Origin of the sequence: Chryseobacterium daecheongense (genome assembly GCA_027920525.1) — a bacterium.
In the GTDB taxonomy this organism is placed as follows: Bacteria; Bacteroidota; Bacteroidia; order Flavobacteriales; family Weeksellaceae; genus Chryseobacterium; species Chryseobacterium proteolyticum.
The window spans coordinates 4,481,465-4,504,770 of record CP115858.1; the positions used below are offsets into that span (position 1 = coordinate 4,481,465).

The following is a 23,306-nucleotide window of genomic DNA, read 5'->3' on the forward strand; positions in this document are numbered from 1 at the left end:
CATACTGCTTTAGGTAATTTTTGTAAATTCCTGAAAAAAGGATATGGTAACAAAAACTATTTTTAAAAGAACTTCACAATTATTGGAAGATCTCGACCTGAAGATTAACGAAATCAATGCTGACGGAAATGATTTGATCAAAATCTCAGAAAAGGCATTACTCATTATTGATGAGTCGATAAGGAAACTAAAGCTTCTGGTTTCAAACCACCATTTTGATCATATTGCTGAAGAAGTATTGTTTTTTAAAAAAATGAAGCCGCAGTTTATCTCAAAATTTATTTATTATTCTGCGATACTTGATATTGAATCACATAAGCCGGCTGTCGGAAATAAGACCTTAAAAAAATATTATGAAGCAGAACAGCAGAAATTGAAAAACTTTTATTTGGAACATTCTGAATTTTACAGTTACTATAAACGGGAAGCAACCTATCTTGATCATAAACTATTTGTCCGCAACTCCTACGATCTGAAAATGAAACTATCATCCGGATTTTATAATTATGATCCGAGTTTTACAACTTCCCACGATCACATAATAGCCAGATTTATCTCCAATCAGCAATTTGATCAATATTTAAAAAAACAAATTGAAAGTTCGAATGATAATTTGACTACAAAAGTATTTTCTCCTTTGAGCTGGTCGGGATCGAAGGTCGGCCTTATAGAGTTAATCTATGCGCTCTACCAAATGCGTTGTTTTAACGGTGGCAATATTGAGTTAAGCGAAGTCATAAAATTTACAGAAAAGTCATTGGATTGCGATTTAGGGAATTTTCATAAAACCATCTTTGAAATCCGTAACCGAAAACAGGGGCCAACCAAATTCCTTCAAATGGTGAGTGATAATTTGAATCAATATTTTATGAATAGTGATGCTGAGTAAAATAAGTACCAAGTAAAAACCTCAAATCGGATAGTATTTGAGGTTTTATTTTTAATCCTTTTTCAATAAATGCTGCAATTCAGGATCATTTTTTATTCGATCCATTTCATCTGTGATGATATTGAGAATATCTGACTTAATTTCTCTGTAATTATCCTGAATCTGCCTGGTCATAGAATCATTCCCGTCTTCATCAATAAAGGATCGGATCGATGGTATCTGCTGAAAACTTTTCATTTCTTGAGAAAGCTTAACATTGTCTACGACAATCTCGGAATGAAAAATCTTCTGCTGAATCCTTTCGTCAAAGTTATCAGAAACAGCACCGACAAAAAATCCCTGGGTTAAGGTAGAGATCTTCGAAGCAGGTATCAAACTGTCCAATTGGGTAGAAATGGAGATGGAAGTATCATTTCTATTAATGGATATACTTTGTCTTTTCTGGAGTATTTTTCCAAAACGTTCAGATAAGGTTTTTGCTGTTTCCCCGACCACCTGTCCACTGAAAATATTGCCGACTGTATTCTGAATCACTTTACTTTCTTTATCTCCGTAGTCTCTTGTCAACTGAGAAAAATCCTGAAATCCAAGACATACAGAAACTTTATTACTTCTGGCAGTAGCAATTAAATTGTCTAAACCTCTGAAATAAATAGTGGGAAGCTCGTCAATAATAACAGAACTTTTTAACTGTCCTTTTTTATTGATCAGCTTAACAATTCTCGAATTGTACAGCCCAAGAGCCGCAGAATAAATATTCTGACGATCAGGATTATTTCCAACACACAGAATTTTAGGTTCATTGGGGTTATTGATATCCAAAGAAAAATCGTCTCCGGTCATTACCCAGTATAATTGCGGTGAGATCATTCTTGACAAAGGAATCTTAGCCGACGCGATTTGCCCCTGCAACTGATCCTGGGCACCTCCTTGCCATGCATCCATGAAAGAAGATAAGTAGTTCTCTAATTCAGAGTAAGAGGTTAATATCGTAAAGACTTCTTCATATTTTTTGTTCAACAGTTCAATAGCGTGTGGAAAAGTGCAGTATTTGCCGTTCTTATACATCTTAAGAAACCATATGATGGCAGCTAGCAGTATGATAGGGCTCTCAACAAAGAAATCACCCTGTTTTTGTATCCAGCTTCTGTTTAGGTTTAACATAATGGTGTAGGCAGCTTCGTATGCATCCGATATATCCGTCATAAAATCGGGGTTTAAAGGATTGCATCGATGGCTTTTTCTAGGGTCGTCAAAGTTGATGATATAGAATTTCGGCTTTACGGTATAAGCATCAGAATGATTGAGAAGATGGTTGTAAGCAATAGTAGACAAATCATCGAATTTAAAATCATAGATATACATGGAAAATCCTTTTTCGATATGTTGTCTTATATAGTTGTTGACAACAGCATAGGATTTTCCTGAGCCTGGAGTTCCTAAGACAATGGTGGCACGAAAAGGATTAACCACATTAATCCATCCCTGATACAACTTCCCCTGATAATAGAATTTTGTAGGAAGGTTGACAGAATATTCATTATAGAGTAATTGGGTTTCCTGCTGAAAGCTTTCATTCTCACTGTTAAAAACATCAGTCATTAAGTTCTGCTTCAGAAGACGGCTTATCCATACTCCCGCCTGCATTAAAAGAATGTATCCGGATCCAGTAGATATAATATAAAGTACAGGAGTAAAACTGCTGACAGATTGTAAGAGGATTGCATTTAAAAAGAATAAGACAAAACCGATAGAAAAAACAACATTAATTTTTTTCCAGGTGATCTTTTCATTTTTGACTCCCTTTGTTCCGAGGCAACTTAAAGCCAGCAAAACTATTGCGAACAGCTTAGAATAAATAGCTTGAGAAAAAAGCCCCGCTGTCTTATTAAAATTATGAAGTATTTTATTGATGAGTTCCAGCGTCCATTGCTGCTTTGAAAAAAATCCGTAACAAAACCAATAGAGATGCATTAGTACCAGAATAATGCTTACCGCTCGCATAAACGCCATGATTTTGGCAAGTCCTCTTAAATCGTCTTCACCCTGCATATTACATTTTAGATGCATAAATAAATGATTATGCATTCTCAAAAATGAATATGGCGTTTCAAGCATCAATTGGCTGACTTTGGCTCTTAGGATATAGGACAGCATCTTGCAAAAAGAATATTATTTTTTTCTTCTTTTTCTTTGTCTCTTTTTCATTTGTGATTCAAAAATTTGTTCATCCTGATCCTCATGAGGACCTGAAGATAATAAGTCGTTAAAAAATCCGTCAAATACTGCGTAGCTGTTATTGCTAAAGAAATGTTCTAAAGGTTTTTCAAATGATAAATCACTTTTATAATCACTACATGAACTGGTTTCAGGCTTTGTTTCTACCTCATTCCACAGTTTGTTGAATGAGTTAGCTGAAAGCTCTTTACTCAGCTGTGAACCATTCCAAACAGATTTGGAGTTATAGTCTATGAATGTAATTCCGTATATTCTTCCATCATCATTCTTTCGTATGACCGTAGCGATTCCCTGCTCAAGCAGTTGCTTTTTAAATGCAGTTTCAGTTCTGCTGGTACTCATTGCTGTTTCAATAGTTCTTTTAAGAATGAATTTTGAAGGATCATTTTTCATTTTCACTTTTGACTTCTCAATAAGCACCTGAATATTTTCTACTTCTGCATACTTACCAAAAAGGGATGATTTAAAAGGACTGCTTACTTTTTTTCCATTTTTATCTGTAGCAAAATAGACCATTCCTTGTCTCATTTTTCCGTGCAGTTTTCCGCTAACTTCTTCAACGGAGATATTGAATTGAGAGAGTAAAGCGTTATATGCACCTATGCTTGGAATGCTGTAGGTTTGAGGAATGTGTCGTAGTATCGAGGATAATTGTGTTTTGATATTCCCCTTAGTATAATCAACAGATTTAAGAATGGAGTTTTGATTTAAATTTCTATTCTCACCAGCAACTTTTAAGTTGTATTGTCTTTCCAATTTCCTGCAGGTTTCCATTGATCGGGGATGATCATATCGATCTGATATTTTCTTTCCGTCGATCTGGACACAGGTGGTCACAATATGAATGTGCGTTCTGTCAATATCAGTATGTTTAAAAACAACATACGGTTGATTTTCATAACCCATTTCCTGCATATATTGCTGAGCCATTTCCCGATAATCTTTGTCATTAACCTTATCTTCAGGATCAGGATTAAGTGAGATATGTCTTACCGGTTTTTCAGTTTTGTTATTGGCAATCAAGTAGGGTTCAAAGTACTGATGAAAAAATTTAACCGAATAAGGTCGATCCCACAAATCAGGAATCTTATTAGTGAATAAAACCGTTCCTTTTTCGTTGTCCACCTTCTGTTGATTGTAGGTAAGCGCACCCCATAGGTTTTCACCTTTTCCAATTTTAGCGATCATTTTTCATATTTTTTTTGAATATGGTTTTGTTCAAATTCTTTGGTGAGTTCTATAATCTGCTTAGCAATTAAAGCTAGTTTTCTGGTATGATTTTCCAGTTTAAAGAGATAGAAAGACGCTTTTTTCTCAGTAAAGTTTCGGTATAAAATTTTTACAATCTGATTATAATTGTTTCCAATCGACTGGAATTGGTAGAAGAATTTGGTCAATTGGGTATGATAATCTATTGTTGAAATATCCACTTTTACAATTTTTAATTCTTTCTGAAATAAAATTGTTGTAATAAATTTCGCTTTGTTACTCATTCCGGAAGCCTCATATAAATTTAAAAACTTTATATTTTCCTCATCCGTAAGTCTAAATACATATCTGTTTTTACTTGGGTTCAGCTTTGGCTTACGCCCTCCTTTATTGTTTCTATTTGTTTCCATATTCCCTAATTTAATTTTAAGAAAATCACGACTTCGGAGTGGTTTTTAAAGTCCCAGCCAGGGCAAGTTGTTTTGAGGCACGAAAAAAGTTATGAGGCACTCAAAACATAACTTGCTCCTTTCGGGTGAAAGGAAATTTCAGTAAGAATATATATGTAATGCCTTAAAGCATTAAAAATACTCCAACTCCAAAAAACTCCTTAGTTTTCCAACACAAAGTAAGCTTGTATGATATAGAAAAACAGAATGTTAGACAAAGCCATAGACTGACACTTTACGCCAAAAACGACCATTAAGAATATTCTGAAGAAGGAATAGTATTCATTTGTATCAGATTGAAAGCGGGACTTCCCAACTGCAGATTTGACAGAAATCTTGAACAGCAGAACCCCTGCATGCCAGCCTTCCGGAATTCCAACCGTCAAGATAGTCTCTGTGAAAGATAGTCTTAAGGAAAGCAATTTTTCAGGATTGCAGGATGAATGGCATTCAGCCAGAACTGATTGAAGTCAATACAGCTTTCGGGAATTCCGTCCAGTAGTACTGAAAGCGGTACAGGGAACCTGATATATGTATTGCCCAGGGGCTGTCAATCAGTCTTTCTTCCCAATTATGTATAACCAAAATCAAGCAAAATGAAAACAAAAAAGCAACCTACCATTATTGCATTTTCCACTCAAAAAGGAGGGGTAGGAAAAAGTACATTTACCACACTTATGGCAAGTATTCTTCATTACCGGATGGGGTATCATGTTGCCGTTTTTGACTGTGACTTTCCTCAGTACAGTTTACTCCAGATGAGAGAGCGGGATTTAAAAATGGTGATGCAGAATGAGATTTTAAAAAAGATCGCTCACAAACAATTTACGAGTATTAATAAAAAAGCGTATCCCATTTTCCAGAGTAAAGCCGACCAAGTTTTAGAGGATATAGATGCTTATGTTGAAGGATCTGAAACAATTCCTGATGTTATATTTTTAGATCTACCGGGAACTGTGAATACCGCCGGGATTTTAAAAACTTTGACGAATGTCCATTATATTTTTTCTCCCATTACTGCGGATCGTGTTGTCCTGGAAAGTACGCTAAGTTTCACCCATGTTCTGACCCATGTATTAATGAAAGAAACTCAAACGGGAATTCGGGCTGTATATCTATTCTGGAATCAGGTGGATGGAAGAGAACGGACGTTGCTCTACATAAACTACAGTAAAGTGATTTCAGATTTAGGATTGCCACTTATGGAAACAAGTATTACAGACAGTAAAAGATTTCGGAAAGAAGGAGAGTCGACATCAAAAACGGTTTTCAGATCAACATTACTGCCTGCGGATCTTAAGCTGCTGACTCAATGCAGGCTGGATCAATTTGTAGAGGAATTTTTAAAAATTGTAAAACTATAAATTATGGAACAGGACAATAACAATGAAGATAACGTTATCGATGAACAATATCTGATGTCCATTATGGCAGGAAGTCCTAAGAAGGAAGTTATTTCAAAAACTGATGATCCTCCAAAGAAGAAGGGGGAAGCAAAAAATAAGTTGAAGAATAAAAAAACATCAGATATAAGCTATATGGAGCAGTTTCTGACCCACCATACAATGACTAAGCGTGGTGATAAAAGTATCTATATCCGTCCTGAGTATCATGAGCGCCTCTTGCGCATTATTCAGATTATTGCAGACGACCAACTCCCTTTGTATGCTTATCTGGATAATATACTGGCGTATCATTTCGAAACGTTTGAAAAGGAAATTACTGATGATTTCAATAAAAAATACCGTCCCATTTTTTAATATCATTTTATGGAAAAAATAATCATTATAGGTTTATTAATCGCTATCATTCTAATTCTTCTCAACAGAAGATTCCCAGTCAATGTCCGTGCGAAAGATAGGGATAATACTAGGAAAAGTTCTCCACCGATAATGGGAGATATTAAGCAAACAAAAAGAAAAGGTTTGCCAGTTGAAGCCACTGAAAGCCATCTTGAATTTACTTCATTAGCAGAAGATAATTTTGAATCAGAAACCAGGAACGGGAAAGCTGAAGATGTAACCGAGAATAAAAATCTTGATGATATTCTAATCAAGGATAATTGGGGGCAGGAGGAAGAAGAAGAATGGAAGTATCAGGACTCTAATATCGAAAGCGGGTTTGCTACAGGGGTTACCTTTCAGGAATTGAGTATTGCGGGTCAGCTGTTACAGCGGAAAATGCTGGAACCTGATTTAGAACAGCAAGCAGTTGCTATAATTCAACAAATTCATGGGACCGAGCTTTTTGATCTTTTGGAGAATTCGTTGGGGGAGGCTTCGAAGCGTATTTCAAATTTGTTAAGTCATAGCATTTCGAATGATGTTGAAGGCATATCTTCCAGTTACAAAGATGGAGTTGAAGGTTTCGATATTGGGGAGTTTGTTTAGGCAAATTCCCCTTTTGTTATTAAGAAGTTTCAACTAAGATCTGTTATCAAACAATTCGTGCAGTTTTTTCTGCAGAACTTTTTTGTCGGGAAGCTGCGTTTTGTATTCAGAAACCATTGTCGGGGAAAGACTTCTACTCAGCGCATATTCTACTACTTCGCTGTCTTTGTCTTTACAAAGCAGTACGCCGATGCTTGGATTTTCGTTCTGACGTTTAACATCCCTGTCCAGCGCTTCCAGATAAAAGTTAAGCTGACCCAGATGTTCGGGTTTGAATTTATCTGCTTTCAGTTCGAAAGCGACAAGACATTGCAGCCCCCTGTGGAAGAATAAAAGATCGATATAAAAATCAGAATTACCGACCTGTACTTTGTACTCTTCGCTGATAAAAAGAAAATCCCGTCCTAACTCCAGGATAAAATTTTTCATCTGCTCAATTAAACCTTTTTGAAGATCATTTTCATTGAATGTTTCAGGCAGATTTAAAAAGTCAAATACATAGCTGTCTTTAAATGTATTGACTATATCAGCGTTAGTTTCTCTCAACACTGTTGAGAGTTTTGAATTTCCAATCATCGTTCTTTCAAAAAGGCTGCTTGATATCTGTCTCTCTAACTCCCTGAAACTATAATTTTCCTGTTTGGTCAACTTGATATAAAATTCCCTTTCCTCGATTGATTTACATCTGGAGAATATGGACAGATTATGAGACCAGCTGATTTCTCTCAACAGTGTTGAGATTTTTGGAAATTCCTTGTAAGTCTCATAAAACTGCTTCATTCTCCAAAGATTCTTATCCGAAAAACCTTTTAGTTCAGGTTCATGAGTCTGGATAAACTGAGAAAGTTCTTTAACCACAGATTGTCCCCATTCACTCAACTCTACCTTTTTGCTGATATACTCACCAATATTCCAGTATAGATCGATGAGTTCCTCATTGACTTTTCTTATCGCATTGTTACGAGACTGTTTGATGAGCTCAATAATATCTGTGAACCTTTTATCCATGATTTCTTTTTTTGAAATTCCTTACAAATTTACAATTAATTATACAGGAATTCTGACTGGCGCACGGTTCTTTAACAGCCAAAAGAGTCCATCCAATGCCATTCCTGTTACTGAGTACCTAGACTCGGACATCTTTGTCATCAAGCCCGTAAAGTGCGGGTTTCATAATCAAAAAATCTATTCATTATGAAAAAACAAAGAAAAAAATTGCTGTCTGCTGTTTTAACATTGGTAACAATTAATTCGGTATTCGGCCAAGGCAATGGTTCAGCCGGAATTAACGAAGCTACACAGATGGTTACTTCTTATTTTGAGCCGGCTACCCAATTAATTTACGCCATAGGTGCAGTAGTAGGATTGATTGGAGGAGTCAAGGTTTACAACAAGTTCAGCAGCGGTGATCCTGATACCAGTAAAACTGCTGCAAGCTGGTTTGGAGCATGTATCTTCCTCATAGTTGCCGCAACCATTCTTCGCTCATTCTTCCTTTAAATGACGACTATGAATACCTATCATATCAATAAAGGAATAGGAAAGAAGGTAGAATTTAAAGGGTTAAAAGCGCAATACCTCTTTATTTTCAGTGGAGGACTCTTAGGCATATTGATCTGTGTCATGGTTATGTATATGGCGGGCGTCAATACCAATCTGTGTTTAATTCTTGGAGGAATCAGCAGTGGACTTCTTATCTGGCAGACTTTCTCACTGAATAGAAAATACGGTGAGCACGGTCTGATGAAATTAGGCGCAAGCAAGAAACATCCGAAATACATCATCAGCCGTAAGAATATTTACCGGTATCTGAAAATTAACCGTAAAAGAACAAACATATGAGAAATTCTTCCAAGGCAGCCACTCTGGAAAGTAAATTTCCACTGTTGGCGATTGAAAATGAATGTATCATTTCAAAAGACGCTGATGTTACGGTTTGCTTTAAGGTCAGACTCCCCGAACTGTTTACTGTCGCTTCCGCTGAGTATGAAGCCATGCATTCCGCTTGGTTTAAAGCGATTAAAACACTCCCGGATTTCACCATCGTTCACAAACAGGACTGGTTTATGAAAGAAAACTACAATCCTGATTTGTCACAAGAAGACCAGAGTTTTCTTTCCAAATCATTTGAAAGGCATTTCAATGAGAGGCCCTTTTTAAATCATTACTGCTACCTGTTTATCACAAAAACAAGTAAGGAGAGAATGCGGATGCAGAGCAACTTTTCATCACTCTGTAAAGGAAAACTGATTCCAAAAGAGATTAAAGACAAAGAAGTCATTGGTCGTTTTCTTGAAGCGGTCGATCAGCTGGAAAGGATTATGAATGACAGTGGTTATATCCATCTCGAAAGGATGACAGAAAATGAGATATCAGGAACTTCTGAACAATCAGGATTACTGGAGCAATATCTAACATTATCCCGTGAAACCCATCCGTCATTACAGGATATCAAGTTAGGGTCGGAAGAAATGCGAATCGGTAATAACCGGATCACTATGCATACCTTATCGGATACTGAGGATTTACCAGGCACTGTTTCATCACACATTCGTTATGAGAAATTAAGCACCGATCGCAGCGACTGTCTTTTATCATTTGCTTCTCCGGTGGGACTTCTGCTCAGTTGTAATCACATTTATAATCAATATCTGTTCATTGACAATAGTGACGAGAATCTTCGCCAATTTGAAAAATCAGCAAGGAATATGCACTCTCTAGCAAAATACAGCAGAGCCAATCAGATCAATAAGGAATGGATAGAAAAGTATTTGAATGAAGCACATTCTTTCGGGTTACAATCTATCCGCGCTCATTTTAATGTAATGTCATGGTCTGACAATCCTGCTGAACTCAAGCAGTTAAAGAATGATACGGGAAGTGCTCTAGCCTTGATGGAATGTAAACCTCGTCACAATACTACTGATACGGCCACTTTGTATTGGTCGGGAATTCCGGGCAATGCAGGAGATTTTCCGAGTGAAGAAAGCTTCTACACATTCATCGAACCTGCTGTGTGTTTTTTTACAGAGGAAACCAACTATCAGGATTCACCTTCACCTTTTGGGATCAAAATGGCTGACCGTTTGACCGGAAAACCGATTCATCTGGATATTTCAGATGTGCCGATGAAACAGGGGATTATTACCAATAGAAATAAGTTTATCCTTGGTCCATCGGGCAGTGGTAAATCATTCTTCACCAACCATATGGTGCGACAGTATTATGAGCAGGGAGCTCATGTCCTTCTTGTAGATACCGGAAATTCCTATCAGGGATTATGTGAACTCATTAAAGGAAAGACCAAAGGAGAGGACGGGGTTTATTTTACTTATACCGAGGACAATCCTATCGCTTTCAATCCATTCTATACTGATGACGGCGTTTTTGACATTGAAAAAAGGGAGAGTATAAAAACCTTGATTCTGACTCTTTGGAAAAGAGACGATGAACCACCAACCCGTTCAGAGGAAGTGGCACTCTCCAATGCAGTCAGCGGATATATCGAAAGAATTAAAACCGATGACCAGCATCCTTCTTTCAATGGATTCTATGAGTACGTCAAAGATGATTATCAGAAAGTATTGGAGCAAAAGAAAGTCAGGGAAAAAGACTTTGATATTGCCAACTTTCTCAATGTGCTGGAACCTTACTATAGAGGAGGAGAGTATGACTATCTGCTCAATTCAGAGAAGCAGCTGGACTTATTATCCAAGCGTTTTATTGTTTTTGAAATCGATGCTATTAAAGATCATAAAATTCTATTTCCTATTGTAACCATTATCATAATGGAGGTCTTTATCAATAAGATGCGAAGACTCAAAGGAATCAGAAAACTCATCCTTATCGAAGAAGCCTGGAAAGCCATTGCCAAAGAAGGTATGGCTGAGTATATCAAGTACCTGTTCAAGACCGTCAGGAAATTCTTCGGAGAAGCCATTGTGGTAACTCAAGAAGTCGATGATATCATTCAGTCACCGATTGTGAAAGAAAGTATCATTAATAATTCGGATTGTAAGATTCTTCTTGACCAAAGAAAGTACATGAACAAGTTCGATGATATTCAGGCGATGCTGGGATTGACTGATAAAGAAAAGTCCCAGGTGCTGTCGATCAATATGAACAACGATCCGAGAAGGCTGTACAAGGAAGTCTGGATTGGACTGGGTGGAACGCACTCTGCAGTCTATGCCACTGAAGTTTCAACACAAGAATATCTGGCATATACTACAGAAGAAACGGAAAAGATGGAAGTGATGAATCTTGCATCGGAACTTGACGGCAATGTCGAACATGCTATCAAGAGGATTTCTCTTAAGAGAATCAAATCGAATACAATAGACCATTAAATAATTTAAAAATTGACAACAATGAAAAATTTAATCATTAAAATAGTAATGGTAGCATTTTTTGCTGCCGTAACCTATACAAAAGCACAATTTGTCGTAACAGACCCCGCAAACCTGGCTTCGGGAATTTTGAACTCAGCCAATGAAATTGTACAGACTTCTTCAACAGTATCTAACGTTGTTAAGAACTTCAATGAAGTTAAGAAAGTATATGAACAGGGTAAAGAGTATTATGACCAGCTGAAAGCCATCAATAATCTGGTCAAAGATGCCAGAAAGGTTCAGCAGACCGTCCTTTTAGTGGGTGATGTTTCTGAGATGTATGTCAACAATTTCGGTAAAATGCTGAATGACCCCAATTTTAATGCTCAGGAATTAGCTTCCATAGCCAATGGTTATTCTGCGCTTCTTACGGAGAGCGCGGAGCTATTGAAAGAACTCAAAGAGATCATCACTTCTAACGGTCTTTCTCTGAATGATAAAGAAAGGATGGATGTTGTTGACCGGGTTTATAAAGAGGTCAAAGCGTATCATAATCTGGTACGATACTATACCAACAAGAATATTTCGGTCAGTTATCTCAGAGCAAAAAAACAGAACAATACCCAAAGGGTGCTGGATCTTTACGGAACCTCCAATCAAAAATACTGGTAAGATGGAACCGAATAACTTACACGAAGTACTTCGTTCCGTTTATGAGGAAATGATGCCGATGTGCGCTGATATGGCTGCTGTGGCAAAAGGGGTCGCCGGATTAGGCGCTTTATTCTATGTAGCACTAAAAGTCTGGCAGTCATTGAGTCGTGCAGAATCGATTGATTTGTTTCCCATGCTGAGACCTTTTGCCATAGGCATCTGCATTATGTTTTTTACCACATTGGTTTTAGGAAGCCTTAATGGAGTGATGAGCCCGATTGTTCAGGGCAGCCACTCCATGTTGGAGAATCAGGTCTTGGATATGAACGAGCTGCAACAGAAAAAAGATCTTTTAGAACGGGAAGCGATGCTCAGGAATCCGGAGATGGCTTACCTGATTTCAAATGAAGAATTTGATAAAAAGCTGGAAGAGCTCGGATGGTCACCATCGGATCTGGTCACGATGTCCGGAATGTATATTGAACGGGAAATGTTTGCCATCAAGAAAGATATCAGAGATGGTTTCCGGGAGTTTCTTGAAATTCTGTTTCAATCGGCAGCCTTAGTTATTGATACCATCAGAACATTCTTTCTGATAGTGCTTTCAATATTAGGACCTATCGCATTTGCGATTTCAGTTTGGGATGGTTTCCAAACTACTTTAACTCAATGGTTGACGAGATATGTTAGTGTTTATCTATGGCTTCCTGTTGCTGATATATTCAGTACCATTCTTGCCAAGATACAAACCTTGATCTTGGAACGGGATATCGAGATGCTCGCAGATCCCACCTTTATTCCTGATACCTCCAATACGGTATACATCATCTATATGGTAATTGGGATCATAGGTTATTTTACGGTACCAACGGTGACTGGCTGGGTGATTCAGGCAGGTGGTGCTGGCAACTTTATGCGTAATGTAAACCAAACTGCTACGAAATCAGGTAATGTCGCAGGAGCGGCAGTAGGTTCTGCAACAGGAAATATTTCGGGAAGATTATTAAAATAAAAAATACAGTTCTATGGAATTTAAAACTTTAAGAAATATTGAGAGCAGCTTTAAGCAGATACGTTTGTTTACATTCGTTTTTGCGGTGTTGTGTTTTGGAGTGGTAGGTGTAGTTGTCTTTAAATCCTACCAGTTTGCCGAAGAGCAGCGCCAGAAGATCTATGTGCTGGATAACGGCAAATCATTGATGGTAGCCCTTTCACAGGATATGTCGATCAATAGACCTGTAGAAGCAAGAGAGCATGTGAGACGATTTCACGAATTATTCTTCACCATTGCTCCAGATAAGAATGCTATTGAAAGTAATGTCAAAAGGGCTTTCAATTTGGCTGATCAATCCGCATTCAATTACTATAAAGACCTTCAGGAAAAAGATTACTATAACAGAATCATTTCAGGTAATATCCAGCAGAGAGTTGAGGTAGACAGTGTCGTTGCCAACTTTGATAGTTACCCTTATGACGTAAAAACTTATGCAAGACAATTCATTATCAGATCCAGTAATCTTACCATCAGGAATTTAATTACCAACTGTTCATTGGTTAATTCTGTACGGTCTGACAGCAATCCTCAGGGATTTATCATTGAAAAATTCAACGTGCTTGAAAATAGAGATGTCGAAACTGTTGAACGCTAATAAGACCGATATGAAAAAACTAAGAGATACACTCGAAAATTATGTTGTAAAGATCGATAAACACTGGAAATCTCTTCCGGTAGAGCGTCAAAAATTCCTGACCAAGGTTTTCTTTGGTGGTTATGTTTTGATAACCGTCATCGTCATTGTCAATATCTGTATTTCTACAGGTCAAAGAAGTAATACCATTTCTATCAATCATATTGACGGCATTTCTAAGAAACCTATCGAAAAAGGATCGAAGCATAATGAAATAGTAAACTCATCCACTAAAAAATAGAATATGAAAGATTCAGAGAAAATTAGAGTGACAGAAAATGATCTCTCCCAAAATTCTAACGGAGTGAATGATCATCCCAAGGCTCAATGGGAAAGATTAAAGAAACCTTTCATCTACTTTTTGATGGCTGCTGTATGTGCATCTTGCTTTTATCTCATCTTTAAGCCCAAAACCGATCATACCATTATTGAAGAGGCTGGCTTTAATGCAGCTATTCCACAGGCAAAAGACGCTCAATTACAGTCTGATAAGCAAAAGGCTTATGAGCAGCAGTTATTAGAGCAAAAGAATGAAGAAAAGAGAAATTCAATAACAACTTTATCAGATTACTGGAATGACCAGAACGGTGTAAACGATAATAGCAACCCACCTTCTTCAGCATCCACTAAAAGTGTATTTCAGCAGTCCGATCAGAATGCTCTGAACAGTTATCGAAATGCACAGCAGACCTTAAGCTCATTCTATAATCGGGATAATCAGGAGGTCAATAACCTAAGGAAAGAAATTTCAAGGCTAAAGAATGAGTCAATGCAAAATCATGCTGTTCCTGTGGGTCTGGGAATCAACGACCAGTTAGAGCTCATGGAAAAATCGTATCAAATGGCTGCTAAGTATCTTCCAACGACGCCAAAGCAGGAAAAACCAGCAGAAAAAGAAGAGGTCGAAAAGCCAATGGAAAAGAAGGTTAAACTGACTTCAGCAATACCGGTACGTTCCAATGTTGTTTCCTCATTATACAGAGACCGGTCGGATAGTGCTTTTATCGCAGGTTTAAATCAGAATAGATTTTATGACAGTCAAAATGATTCAGAAAACTCAGTTCAAACAAAAAACGCAATAAGAGGTGTGGTCTATGAAACTAAGACTTTGGTCAATGAAAGTACATTATCTATAAGGCTTTCAGAAGCGATGAAAGTCGGACGAGCTGAAATTCCAATTGGAAGTTTACTGATTGCAGTAAGCAAATTTCAGGGTGGGAGGCTTCAGTTAAAAATATCTTCCATTCAATCTCAAGGTAATATCTATCCTGTAGAAATCAATGTTTATGACACTGACGGTCAGGTGGGATTGTATGTTCCTTATTCAGCGGAGCAGAATGCGGTAAGCGATATTGTAGCTAATATGAGCCAGACTTCAGGCACTAATATTATGATGACCCAATCTGCAGGGCAGCAGATTGCAGCTGATCTGAGCAGGGGAGTAGTACAGGGAATGTCGGGTTATTTTCAGAAGAGAGTCAGACAATTGAAAGTAACTGTAAAAGCTGGCCATCAGGTCTTCCTCTTACCCAAAAATAACTAATCAAAAAAAATAAAAATGAATACACAAAAGAGTCATTATATTCTCATTATGCTATTACTTCTATTAGTAAGCAAGGCATTTGGGCAGGATTCTGTGACAACTTATATTTCCTTGGAACAGGCAAAATTAGAGCCTTTCCGGATTAACGTCACCTACAATAAAACAAGTCATCTGATATTCCCCTCATCAATACGATATGTTGACCTGGGAAGTGATCTCTTGGTTGCTAATAAGGCAGAGCCTATAGGAAACGTTCTTCGGGTTAAGTCAGCTGTCAGGGATTTTGAAGAGGAAACTAATTTTTCGGTCATTACTGAAGATGGAAAATTTTACAGTTTTGATGCATCCTACAGTTCTTATCCGGAAATACTCAGCTATGATTTAGTAAAACTTCAGAGAGGTATGGAGAGACAGGATGCTGATGTATTATTTGAAGATCTTAAAGGAAGCTCAACATCTTTCACTTGGCTCATTATGGAAAATCTTTACAGGAAAAGCAACAGAACTATTAAACATATTGTTTCAAAAAGCTATGGAATTGAGTTTTCAGTCAGAGCACTGCACGTTAATGACAGCAAGTTTTATTTCACATTGCAGGTTAAGAATCAAAGTAATGTGGGGTATGCTATTGAATGGGTCAATTTTAAAATTGTCGATAAAAAGAACTTAAAGCGAACGGTCGTTCAGGATAAGATTTTAGAGCAGGTTCGTACCTATTTCCCGGAAAGGATAATAGCTGATCATTCAGACAGTAAAGGGATTTATATGCTTGATCAGTTTACACTCATAAAAGATCAGGTTTTGGAGATTGAAATTCTGGAAAAGAATGGGGGAAGGCATCTGAAAGTACAGCTTGAAAATGAAGATCTTGTTCATGCAAGATTGATAAACAGTTTAACCATTAAAACGGAGTAAGATGCACAAAATATTTTTAACAGTCATCTTCATGATGATAATGGGTAGCAAAATATTTGCTCAACAGATGATTCCTAAGCAAATTGGTGTTGAATTTACCTATTCGGTATTTCCAAAATCTCCAGAAAAGCAAAATTATGTGTTTAGTACGGGGCTTGTTTCTTACTCGAAGAATGGTAATTACTTCTTTGGACTAACAGAATTTAGCAGAAAATATTATAAATACACTAGCTGCGATATTCCGATAGATACATTCCTGCTGAGTGGTGGTTACAGTTTTTATCTATGGGGAGACTTCATGCGAAATGTCAATCTTAATCTGGGAATTGGAGGTCTTGTTGGTTATGAACAGGTTAATAGAGGCAATGAATTGCTATATGACGGTTCAATGTTAACAGCAACGGATAATTTTATTTACGGATCAAATGGTAAGCTATCTGTTGAAAGCTATCTGACCGAGCATTTAGTTTTTCTGGTCAACGGGCAACTTCGCTTTTTGAAAAATAGGCAAATGGCTAATTTTCACTCTCTGCTGGGGGTTGGAATAAGATATAATTTCTAAAAATAATGAAAAATGAAAAATATAATTAATACAGCTAAAATACAATTAAAGTGTTTCTTGCTACTATTTGTGATTGGACTATTTGTACAATCATGTGAGAAAGATGATTTGGAAATTCAGCAGAACTATCCTTTTAAGGTGTCGGTTATGCCGGTTCCCAAGGATATAGCTAAAGACGAGTATGTAGAGATTCGTATCAAAATTCTTCCTGAAGGTAATTTTGCTGACACCAAATATTATCTTCGATATTTTCAGTTTGAGGGAACAGGAAAGCTACAGTATTATAACACTCAACCCTATTTTCCCAATGATATTTATCCTCTGTATGAGAAAGAGTTCAGATTGTATTATACTTCAACCTCTGAAGTTTCACAATCATTTACGGTATGGCTATCAGACAGTTTTGGAAATGAGAATAAAATTGAATTTCAATTCAACAACAAAAAGTTAGACGGATAAATACAATTTCTTTAGCTTCCAAATATATATTTCCACTCTAAATAAAACCATCTAATTTGAGAAGTATATCTTTAGTATTTGCGGAAAGATGGTTGGCCCCCTAAAGGGCAATCATCTTTCCGCGACGCCATAAGAATCCAGACCGGGAATCGGCTCTGGATTCTTATTTTTCAGAAATTTAAGTTTCTTATAAAATACCTTCATCGGAGAAAGAGAAGGAGTCTATTGAAGTTATTATACAATGATCAAGCAGTTTAATATTTAATAATTGTCCAGCCTGCTTTATTTTTTGTGTGATGCCTATGTCTTCGCGAGAAGGTTTAAGGTTTCCGGAAGGATGGTTATGGGCTATAATAAATGATACGGCATTACATAATAGAGCTCCCTGCATGATGATTCTGATGTCAACAAGAGAAGAGGTAATTCCAGATTCTGATATTTTTTGTATTCCTAAGACCTTGTTAGCCCGATTCATATACATTGAGTAAAATGACTCTCTGTAGTCGATCTGATCTGCATCAAAATGTTCCCTGAAAATATCTGTAGCATCCTGGGAGTTCAGTATTTTTTTTTCAGCATTTCCTTTTCTTGTGTAGATCAATTTGATCTCATTTACTATATTATATTTCATTGTTATTGCTCTGAGTACGGCAGAGCCTTTTGTTTCCCGTACTTAAGTTAAAAAAGCATTTATTTAAAACACTATTTAAAACACTATTTAAAACATCTTTGAAATGTTATGTATCTTTTCTGGATCAAAAGCCTTTTCAATCTCTTCTCCGTTCTATTTCTTAAAAGCCTTTCAGGCTTCGCTGAATATTTTTCAAAAGAAAAACCGGAAAAAAGAAAGCAGATATGAAGTGTTGACAATGAAAAAAAACAAAAGGAAACGGAATAATTGGAGGGTACCTTTAGGGAGGAAACCGTTTATGCCGTAGTCTTTTGGTTGGATTAGCAAGACGGCTGGCAACAATACCTTAGCTGCCTTTTTACCGGGTTATAATGGAAAATGTTTCGTGTAATAGCAGTCAATAACCTGTTTTTGTATATGAAATGAATGTTTAAATTAACAATGTTGATTTTATTTGTATTTTAGTTGAATCTAAGAATGATGAATTTCTTTGCATCAATTTTCTCTTGTTGCACCTAAAAAATAAATTTAAACGTAATCACATCTTTTATAAATAAAAATTTTTTCCGCCTGATGGTTGACGTTAAGTGTTTCGTTTGATTTTACATGTTTCAAGCGTTAGACGTTTATATTTAAAAGCCAAATACATCGCATAAGTGTCTGGGTTTAATTTCAGAACAGTTGTCCAATACTTTTATTAAAAAAGTATTGGTATGGAGAAGAAAGTTGAAATTAGTAACATTACCATAGAGGAGATTATCAAGATTTTTAAAGAAGAGGAGGGAATTGAATTGAGCATTGAGGAGGCGAAAGATATTTTAAGCTTTCTGACGATGCTCTTAAAAATTACCATTAAGAGTTTTTTAGAACAATAATATTTTCTAAGATTTATATATGAAAAAAGCCGATTTATATATCCGCGTGTCAACTGATGAGCAAGCAGATAAGGGATACTCGCAAAGGGATCAGGAGGAGAGATTGAAACGGTACTGTGAAAACAATAACATTAAAGTAGGGCAAATCATTTATGAAGATTACTCAGCTAAGACTTTTATCAGGCCAGAGTGGATTAAATTACTGGATACACTAAAGAAAAAAAGCTCGAAAACGAATCTATTACTTTTTACAAAATGGGATCGCTTCAGCAGAAACGCTGGCGATGCGTATCAAATGATTAACATACTTAGGGAAATTAACGTTGAACCGCAGGCCATTGAGCAACCTTTAGATCTTTCAATTCCTGAAAATAAAATGATGCTGGCTATATATCTTGCTGCACCGGAAGTTGAAAACGACAGGCGCGCTCTGAATACTTATTATGGAATGCGCCGTGCTAAAAAAGAAGGCAGATTAATGGGAAGGGCACCTTATGGCTACGCTAACAGAATAACGGAGAACGGGAAAAAGTATGTAATCCCGAAGGAACCGGAAGCTTCCAATATGAAATGGGCATTTAATGAAATGTCCAAAGGCGTTTATTCAGCGAGCCAAATCATGGATATGATGAACAGAAAAGAAGGAAAGTCAGTTAAGATAAGTGCCTTTCTTGCAAGTTTACGCAATACCGCATATTGCGGGAAAATTTACGTGGAGCAATTCAATGAAGAGGAGGCTCATTTTGTTAAAAGTATTCATGAACCCTTGATCAGTGAAGAACTATTCGAAAAAGTTCAATGTATAATGGATGGAAATGTGAATCCAGCCAGACCTAATGTAAAAGTACTGTCTGACGATAATTTGCCATTAAGAGGTTTCCTTGTGTGTCCGGAATGTGGTCATTTGATTACAGGCAGTGCCTCTACGGGACGTTCCGGAAATAAATATTATTACTATCATTGCCAGTCCCCGTGTTCATACCGTTACAAATCTGAGATTATTAATTCTAAATTTTTAGAAATATTGCAGTCATTGGAAATGCGCGCATCTATAAAAAATTATTTGAAAAAAGTGTTGAGACAAAATTTTGAAAAATTAATCAATAATCCCCAAAGAGAAAGGAAAGCAATTCTATTAGAAATAGATCGTTTAAACAGTAAATTGAAACAGGCAAGAAATAAACTGATGGAGGAAGTAATTGATGATGAAGATTATCTTGAAATTAAGACCGACTGTAAAGGACAAATTGAAAAGCTCGAAGCTAAATTAACTAAAGGAAAGGATAATAAGAAAATAGATTTTCAAAAATTACTAGACCAAGCATTATCGAACCTAGTAGACCTTGCGAAAGTCTATACTGATGGGGATATCGAGGTAAAACGTAAAATAATTGGTTCGATATTTCCTGAAAAATTGCAATTTTCAGAAAATCATTATCGAACCACCCGACCCAATGTTTTGCTCTCTTATATATACCAGATAAATAATAAGTTAGACATGAAAAAAAACCGGAAAGAAAGTGAATTATCACCTCTTTCCGGTCTTGTACCCAGGACCGGGATCGAACCGGTACTCCTAAGAACTGGTGTTTGAGACCAGCGCGTCTACCAATTCCGCCACCTGGGCTTGCTTTAAATTGGTGTGCAAATATAGAAACTTTTCTTACAATCTGAAAACTTTTTATCAACTTTTCTTTAAAAATTTAATTCGAGGCCATCGTAAGCCAGGTGCATTCCGGGCGGAAGTAATTTATCTTCAACATCATGCAATCCTAAATGATGACTGATATGGGTAAGGAATAATTGTTTGGGTTGAAGCTCTTCAAACAGTTTTATCGTGTCCGGAACTATAAAATGGGCAGGGTGGGGATCAAATTTTCTGATCGCATTTAAGATTAAAATATCAAGATCTTTCAGCTTTTCCTTTTCTACATCGGAAATAAAGCTTGCATCTGTGATATAGGCAAGCTTCTTGAATTTATATCCAAAAATAGCAATCTGATGATGCATGACTTCAATGGGAGTAATCAACGTATCAAGAATGGTAAAAGGCTGGTTTTTTATTTCGTGCAGATCAAAGGCCGGAGCTCCCGGATATCTTACATCCGCAAAGGCATAAGGAAAACGGTTTTTAATTTCGTTTCCCACTCTTTCATTGCAGTATATGGGCATATTCTGGCCGCTTTTGAAGATAAGGGGTCGCATATCATCAAGGCCGATGATATGGTCATTATGTTCGTGCGTAATTAAAGCGATATCTACCGTCGTTTCGTGGTTCAACAGCATCTGCTGCCTGAAATCCGGGCCGCAGTCGATGAGTATTTTTCGGTTTTCTTCTGTAGTGATCATTACGGAAGATCGTAAGCGGCTGTCTTTGGGATTATCCGAAGTGCAGACCTCACATGTGCAGCCAATAACGGGTACACCCTGGGAAGTACCTGTTCCTAAAAATTTCAACTTCATTTTGTTTTGAGGTTGGTATTAATTTTGGTAAATTTACAAAAAATTTAATGTCCTAATGTATCAGAAACTAACTCCTAAACAAAAAGCATTAACAATTAATCTAGATCCTACTATTTATGGTACTTTCGCGGAAATTGGAGCAGGGCAGGAGACTGTTCGGCATTTTTTTAGAGCAGGAGGCGCTTCGGGTACAATCGCTAAGGCGATGTCTGCTTATGACAAAGATTTTAGTGATGCGATCTATGGAAAAGAAGCTAAAAACAGGTATGTAACTCAGAACAGACTTCGTAAAATGCTTCGCTATGAAGTTGCCTTGATCGAAGAAAGAATTTCAAGAGAAAACAGCCCGAACAGAAAATTCTTTTCCTATGCCAATACGGTAACAACCATCAATTTTGATAAAACGCTTAAAGGCCACGGTTGGGTAGGAATCCGTTTTCAGGTAAAAGAAAACGAAGGTTATAACGAAATCGTTATCCACGTAAAGTTTAAAGAGAATGATGCTACATTACAGCAGGAGACTCTTGGAAATTTAGGGGTAAATCTGATCTTTGGAGCTTTTACATATTATGATAATCCACGAACCTTAATCGAGTCATTATATGATGACATAGCGACTGACAATCTGGAAATTGATATGATAGATTTCAGCGGGCCGGCGTTTGATTATGTGGATAACAGGCTGATGTCTTTACAGCTGGTGAAAAACAATATGACGGATGCCGTTATTTTTAATAGCCAGGGTAATAACATGCTTCCTGCAGATATTTTATACAAGAAGAATATCTTTGCGGTAAGAGGAAGTTTCAGGCCGGTGACCAAAGTGAATATTGATATGCTGCAAAACGGTATTGATCTATTTATGAAGGATGCTGCCTGTACGGAAGAACAAACGGAAATCCTGATTGAAATTACCATTTCCAACCTTCGTGCTGATGGTGATATCGATGAAAGAGACTTTATGGACAGGGTGGATATCCTCGGTAAATTAGGATATACCGTAATTGTATCGAACTTCTCCGAATATTACCGATTGATCGATTATTTTGCCTCATATACAAGCGGAAATATAGGAGTTGCGATGGGGGTAAATAACCTGTTGATGGTTTTTGACGAGAAATACTATAAGAATCTCTCAGGAGGAATCCTGGAAGCTTTTGGTAAATTTTTCCGTAACGGAATGAGGGTTTACCTATATCCGTATAAGGATCCTGAAACTCATGAGTTGTTAGATTCATCAACGCTAAAAGTAGAGGAAAACTTAAAAGAGCTCTATAAATATTTCAAACTCAATAACCGTATCGTAGATATTGAAAACTATAATCCGGAATTCCTGGAAATATACTCCAGAGAAATATTGAGAAAAATCGCCTGCAATATCAAAGGCTGGGAAACTCAGGTTCCGGAAGGAGTTGCAGAAATGATCAAAGATCGTGGAATGTTCGGTTATAAAGAAGAGCTTTCCTTCAAACAATTTTCTTAAAACAATAATATAATGTCAGAATTAAAGAAAAGACTTTCTTCTATTCTTGAAAGTCCAAAACATAATACAGAAGAAAAACTCCAGAAAGTTTGCCATCTGTTGGATCAGGAGATCTCCTATTTCAACTGGACAGGTTTCTATTTTAAAAATGGAGATAAAGAAGAATTGATATTGGGTCCTTATGTAGGAGCAGAGACAGATCACACCATCATCCCTTATGGGAAAGGAATTTGCGGACAGGTTGCTGTTTCCAATGAAACGTTTGTGGTTCCTGACGTTCATCAGGAATCTAATTATTTAAGCTGTTCGATAGATACAAAGGCAGAAATTGTGGTTCCTATCTTTAAAAATGGTGAAAATGTAGGGCAGATCGATATCGATTCCCACACAATAGATCCGTTTACCAGTGAAGACCGTGAATTGCTGGAATGGCTTTGTAATGAAGTTTCAAAGATCCTTTAATCGAATCAATATCTATAAAAATATAACTCCGGAATTCAAGCCGGAGTTTTTTATTTTATGTCTGA

Annotated in this window: 26 protein-coding genes and 1 tRNA gene; 20 read left to right on the top strand and 7 right to left on the bottom strand. The window is 36.9% G+C overall.

Annotated elements, in window-relative coordinates; genetic code table 11:
* Positions 1-43: 43 nt before the first annotated feature.
* Positions 44-889: an RteC domain-containing protein gene (locus PFY10_20120; GenBank protein WBV56497.1), complete on the top strand. Its 846-nt coding sequence runs from the start codon at positions 44-46 to the stop codon at positions 887-889.
* A 51-nt stretch (positions 890-940) separates the two neighbouring features.
* On the opposite strand, the gene mobC is transcribed toward PFY10_20120, so the two are convergent.
* From mobC to mobA, 3 genes are all read right to left on the bottom strand, one after another.
* Positions 941-2,941, bottom strand: a complete 2,001-nt coding sequence (mobC, locus tag PFY10_20125) for a conjugal transfer protein MobC (protein WBV58964.1) — start codon at positions 2,939-2,941, stop codon at positions 941-943.
* Between the two features lie 120 nt (positions 2,942-3,061).
* Complete coding sequence (gene mobB, locus PFY10_20130) at positions 3,062-4,315, bottom strand: conjugal transfer protein MobB (GenBank protein ID WBV56498.1); 1,254 nt, start codon at positions 4,313-4,315, stop codon at positions 3,062-3,064.
* Positions 4,312-4,746, bottom strand: a complete 435-nt coding sequence (gene mobA, locus PFY10_20135; protein WBV56499.1) for a conjugal transfer protein MobA — start codon at positions 4,744-4,746, stop codon at positions 4,312-4,314. Before mobA ends, mobB begins: the two co-directional genes overlap by 4 nt.
* A 363-nt stretch (positions 4,747-5,109) precedes the next feature.
* Here mobA and PFY10_20140 point away from each other — a divergent pair, with 363 nt between their 5' ends.
* From PFY10_20140 to PFY10_20155, 4 genes are all read left to right on the top strand, one after another.
* On the top strand, positions 5,110-5,253 hold the full coding sequence (locus tag PFY10_20140) for a hypothetical protein (protein WBV56500.1): 144 nt from the start codon (positions 5,110-5,112) through the stop codon (positions 5,251-5,253).
* A gap of 128 nt (positions 5,254-5,381) precedes the next feature.
* Positions 5,382-6,149: a ParA family protein gene (locus PFY10_20145; protein ID WBV56501.1), complete on the top strand. Its 768-nt coding sequence runs from the start codon at positions 5,382-5,384 to the stop codon at positions 6,147-6,149.
* 3 nt (positions 6,150-6,152) lie between these two features.
* Positions 6,153-6,545 (top strand): DUF3408 domain-containing protein, encoded by a 393-nt coding sequence (locus PFY10_20150; GenBank protein WBV56502.1) that lies wholly within the window; start codon positions 6,153-6,155, stop codon positions 6,543-6,545.
* A 132-nt stretch (positions 6,546-6,677) separates the two neighbouring features.
* Positions 6,678-7,175, top strand: coding sequence for a hypothetical protein (locus tag PFY10_20155; protein WBV56503.1), 498 nt, complete (start codon positions 6,678-6,680; stop codon positions 7,173-7,175).
* Between the two features lie 33 nt (positions 7,176-7,208).
* Here PFY10_20155 and PFY10_20160 read toward each other — a convergent pair whose 3' ends face one another.
* Positions 7,209-8,183 (bottom strand): PDDEXK nuclease domain-containing protein, encoded by a 975-nt coding sequence (locus PFY10_20160; protein ID WBV56504.1) that lies wholly within the window; start codon positions 8,181-8,183, stop codon positions 7,209-7,211.
* 186 nt (positions 8,184-8,369) lie between these two features.
* Here PFY10_20160 and PFY10_20165 point away from each other — a divergent pair, with 186 nt between their 5' ends.
* From PFY10_20165 to PFY10_20215, 11 genes are read left to right on the top strand one after another with little or no spacing between them, the layout of a single operon-like run.
* Positions 8,370-8,675: a DUF4134 domain-containing protein gene (locus tag PFY10_20165; GenBank protein ID WBV56505.1), complete on the top strand. Its 306-nt coding sequence runs from the start codon at positions 8,370-8,372 to the stop codon at positions 8,673-8,675.
* Between the two features lie 9 nt (positions 8,676-8,684).
* The gene (locus PFY10_20170; protein ID WBV56506.1) at positions 8,685-9,017 is read left to right on the top strand and encodes a DUF4133 domain-containing protein; all 333 of its coding nucleotides are present in this window, start codon (positions 8,685-8,687) and stop codon (positions 9,015-9,017) included.
* On the top strand, positions 9,014-11,524 hold the full coding sequence (locus PFY10_20175; GenBank protein ID WBV56507.1) for a TraG family conjugative transposon ATPase: 2,511 nt from the start codon (positions 9,014-9,016) through the stop codon (positions 11,522-11,524). Before PFY10_20170 ends, PFY10_20175 begins: the two co-directional genes overlap by 4 nt.
* Positions 11,525-11,572: 48 nt before the next feature.
* Positions 11,573-12,178 carry a DUF4141 domain-containing protein gene (locus PFY10_20180; protein ID WBV58965.1) on the top strand — a complete coding sequence of 202 codons (606 nt, stop codon included), beginning with the start codon at positions 11,573-11,575 and terminating at the stop codon, positions 12,176-12,178.
* Position 12,179: 1 nt separating this feature from the next.
* Positions 12,180-13,172 (top strand): conjugative transposon protein TraJ, encoded by a 993-nt coding sequence (gene traJ, locus PFY10_20185; protein ID WBV56508.1) that lies wholly within the window; start codon positions 12,180-12,182, stop codon positions 13,170-13,172.
* A 13-nt stretch (positions 13,173-13,185) separates the two neighbouring features.
* The gene (traK, locus tag PFY10_20190) at positions 13,186-13,809 is read left to right on the top strand and encodes a conjugative transposon protein TraK (protein WBV56509.1); all 624 of its coding nucleotides are present in this window, start codon (positions 13,186-13,188) and stop codon (positions 13,807-13,809) included.
* Positions 13,810-13,819: 10 nt separating this feature from the next.
* Positions 13,820-14,089: a hypothetical protein gene (locus tag PFY10_20195; GenBank protein WBV56510.1), complete on the top strand. Its 270-nt coding sequence runs from the start codon at positions 13,820-13,822 to the stop codon at positions 14,087-14,089.
* Between the two features lie 3 nt (positions 14,090-14,092).
* Positions 14,093-15,391 (top strand): conjugative transposon protein TraM, encoded by a 1,299-nt coding sequence (gene traM, locus PFY10_20200; protein ID WBV56511.1) that lies wholly within the window; start codon positions 14,093-14,095, stop codon positions 15,389-15,391.
* 15 nt (positions 15,392-15,406) lie between these two features.
* A complete protein-coding gene (traN, locus tag PFY10_20205; GenBank protein ID WBV56512.1) occupies positions 15,407-16,306 on the top strand; it encodes a conjugative transposon protein TraN in 900 nt (299 codons plus the stop codon).
* 1 nt (position 16,307) lies between these two features.
* The gene (locus PFY10_20210) at positions 16,308-16,868 is read left to right on the top strand and encodes a conjugal transfer protein TraO (GenBank protein WBV56513.1); all 561 of its coding nucleotides are present in this window, start codon (positions 16,308-16,310) and stop codon (positions 16,866-16,868) included.
* A gap of 12 nt (positions 16,869-16,880) precedes the next feature.
* Positions 16,881-17,327 carry a DUF3872 domain-containing protein gene (locus tag PFY10_20215; GenBank protein ID WBV56514.1) on the top strand — a complete coding sequence of 149 codons (447 nt, stop codon included), beginning with the start codon at positions 16,881-16,883 and terminating at the stop codon, positions 17,325-17,327.
* A 187-nt stretch (positions 17,328-17,514) separates the two neighbouring features.
* On the opposite strand, the gene PFY10_20220 is transcribed toward PFY10_20215, so the two are convergent.
* Complete coding sequence (locus PFY10_20220; protein ID WBV56515.1) at positions 17,515-17,958, bottom strand: JAB domain-containing protein; 444 nt, start codon at positions 17,956-17,958, stop codon at positions 17,515-17,517.
* Positions 17,959-18,671: 713 nt separating this feature from the next.
* Here PFY10_20220 and PFY10_20225 point away from each other — a divergent pair.
* Entirely contained in the window at positions 18,672-18,833 is a 162-nt protein-coding gene (locus tag PFY10_20225) for a hypothetical protein (GenBank protein WBV56516.1), read from the top strand.
* Positions 18,834-18,852: 19 nt separating this feature from the next.
* The gene (locus tag PFY10_20230) at positions 18,853-20,427 is read left to right on the top strand and encodes a recombinase family protein (protein WBV58966.1); all 1,575 of its coding nucleotides are present in this window, start codon (positions 18,853-18,855) and stop codon (positions 20,425-20,427) included.
* Here the strand turns inward: PFY10_20230 and PFY10_20235 are convergent.
* Both PFY10_20235 and PFY10_20240 read right to left on the bottom strand, forming a co-directional pair.
* A tRNA-Leu gene (locus tag PFY10_20235) sits at positions 20,381-20,460 on the bottom strand. The two genes, PFY10_20230 and PFY10_20235, sit on opposite strands and share 47 nt — an antisense overlap.
* Positions 20,461-20,528: 68 nt before the next feature.
* Positions 20,529-21,296 carry an MBL fold metallo-hydrolase gene (locus PFY10_20240; protein ID WBV56517.1) on the bottom strand — a complete coding sequence of 256 codons (768 nt, stop codon included), beginning with the start codon at positions 21,294-21,296 and terminating at the stop codon, positions 20,529-20,531.
* 55 nt (positions 21,297-21,351) lie between these two features.
* On the opposite strand from PFY10_20240, the gene PFY10_20245 reads away from it, so the two are divergent.
* Together PFY10_20245 and PFY10_20250 are read left to right on the top strand one after the other, a co-directional pair.
* The gene (locus PFY10_20245; protein ID WBV56518.1) at positions 21,352-22,779 is read left to right on the top strand and encodes a TonB-dependent receptor; all 1,428 of its coding nucleotides are present in this window, start codon (positions 21,352-21,354) and stop codon (positions 22,777-22,779) included.
* 12 nt (positions 22,780-22,791) lie between these two features.
* Positions 22,792-23,241: a GAF domain-containing protein gene (locus tag PFY10_20250; protein ID WBV56519.1), complete on the top strand. Its 450-nt coding sequence runs from the start codon at positions 22,792-22,794 to the stop codon at positions 23,239-23,241.
* Positions 23,242-23,306 lie beyond the last annotated feature (65 nt).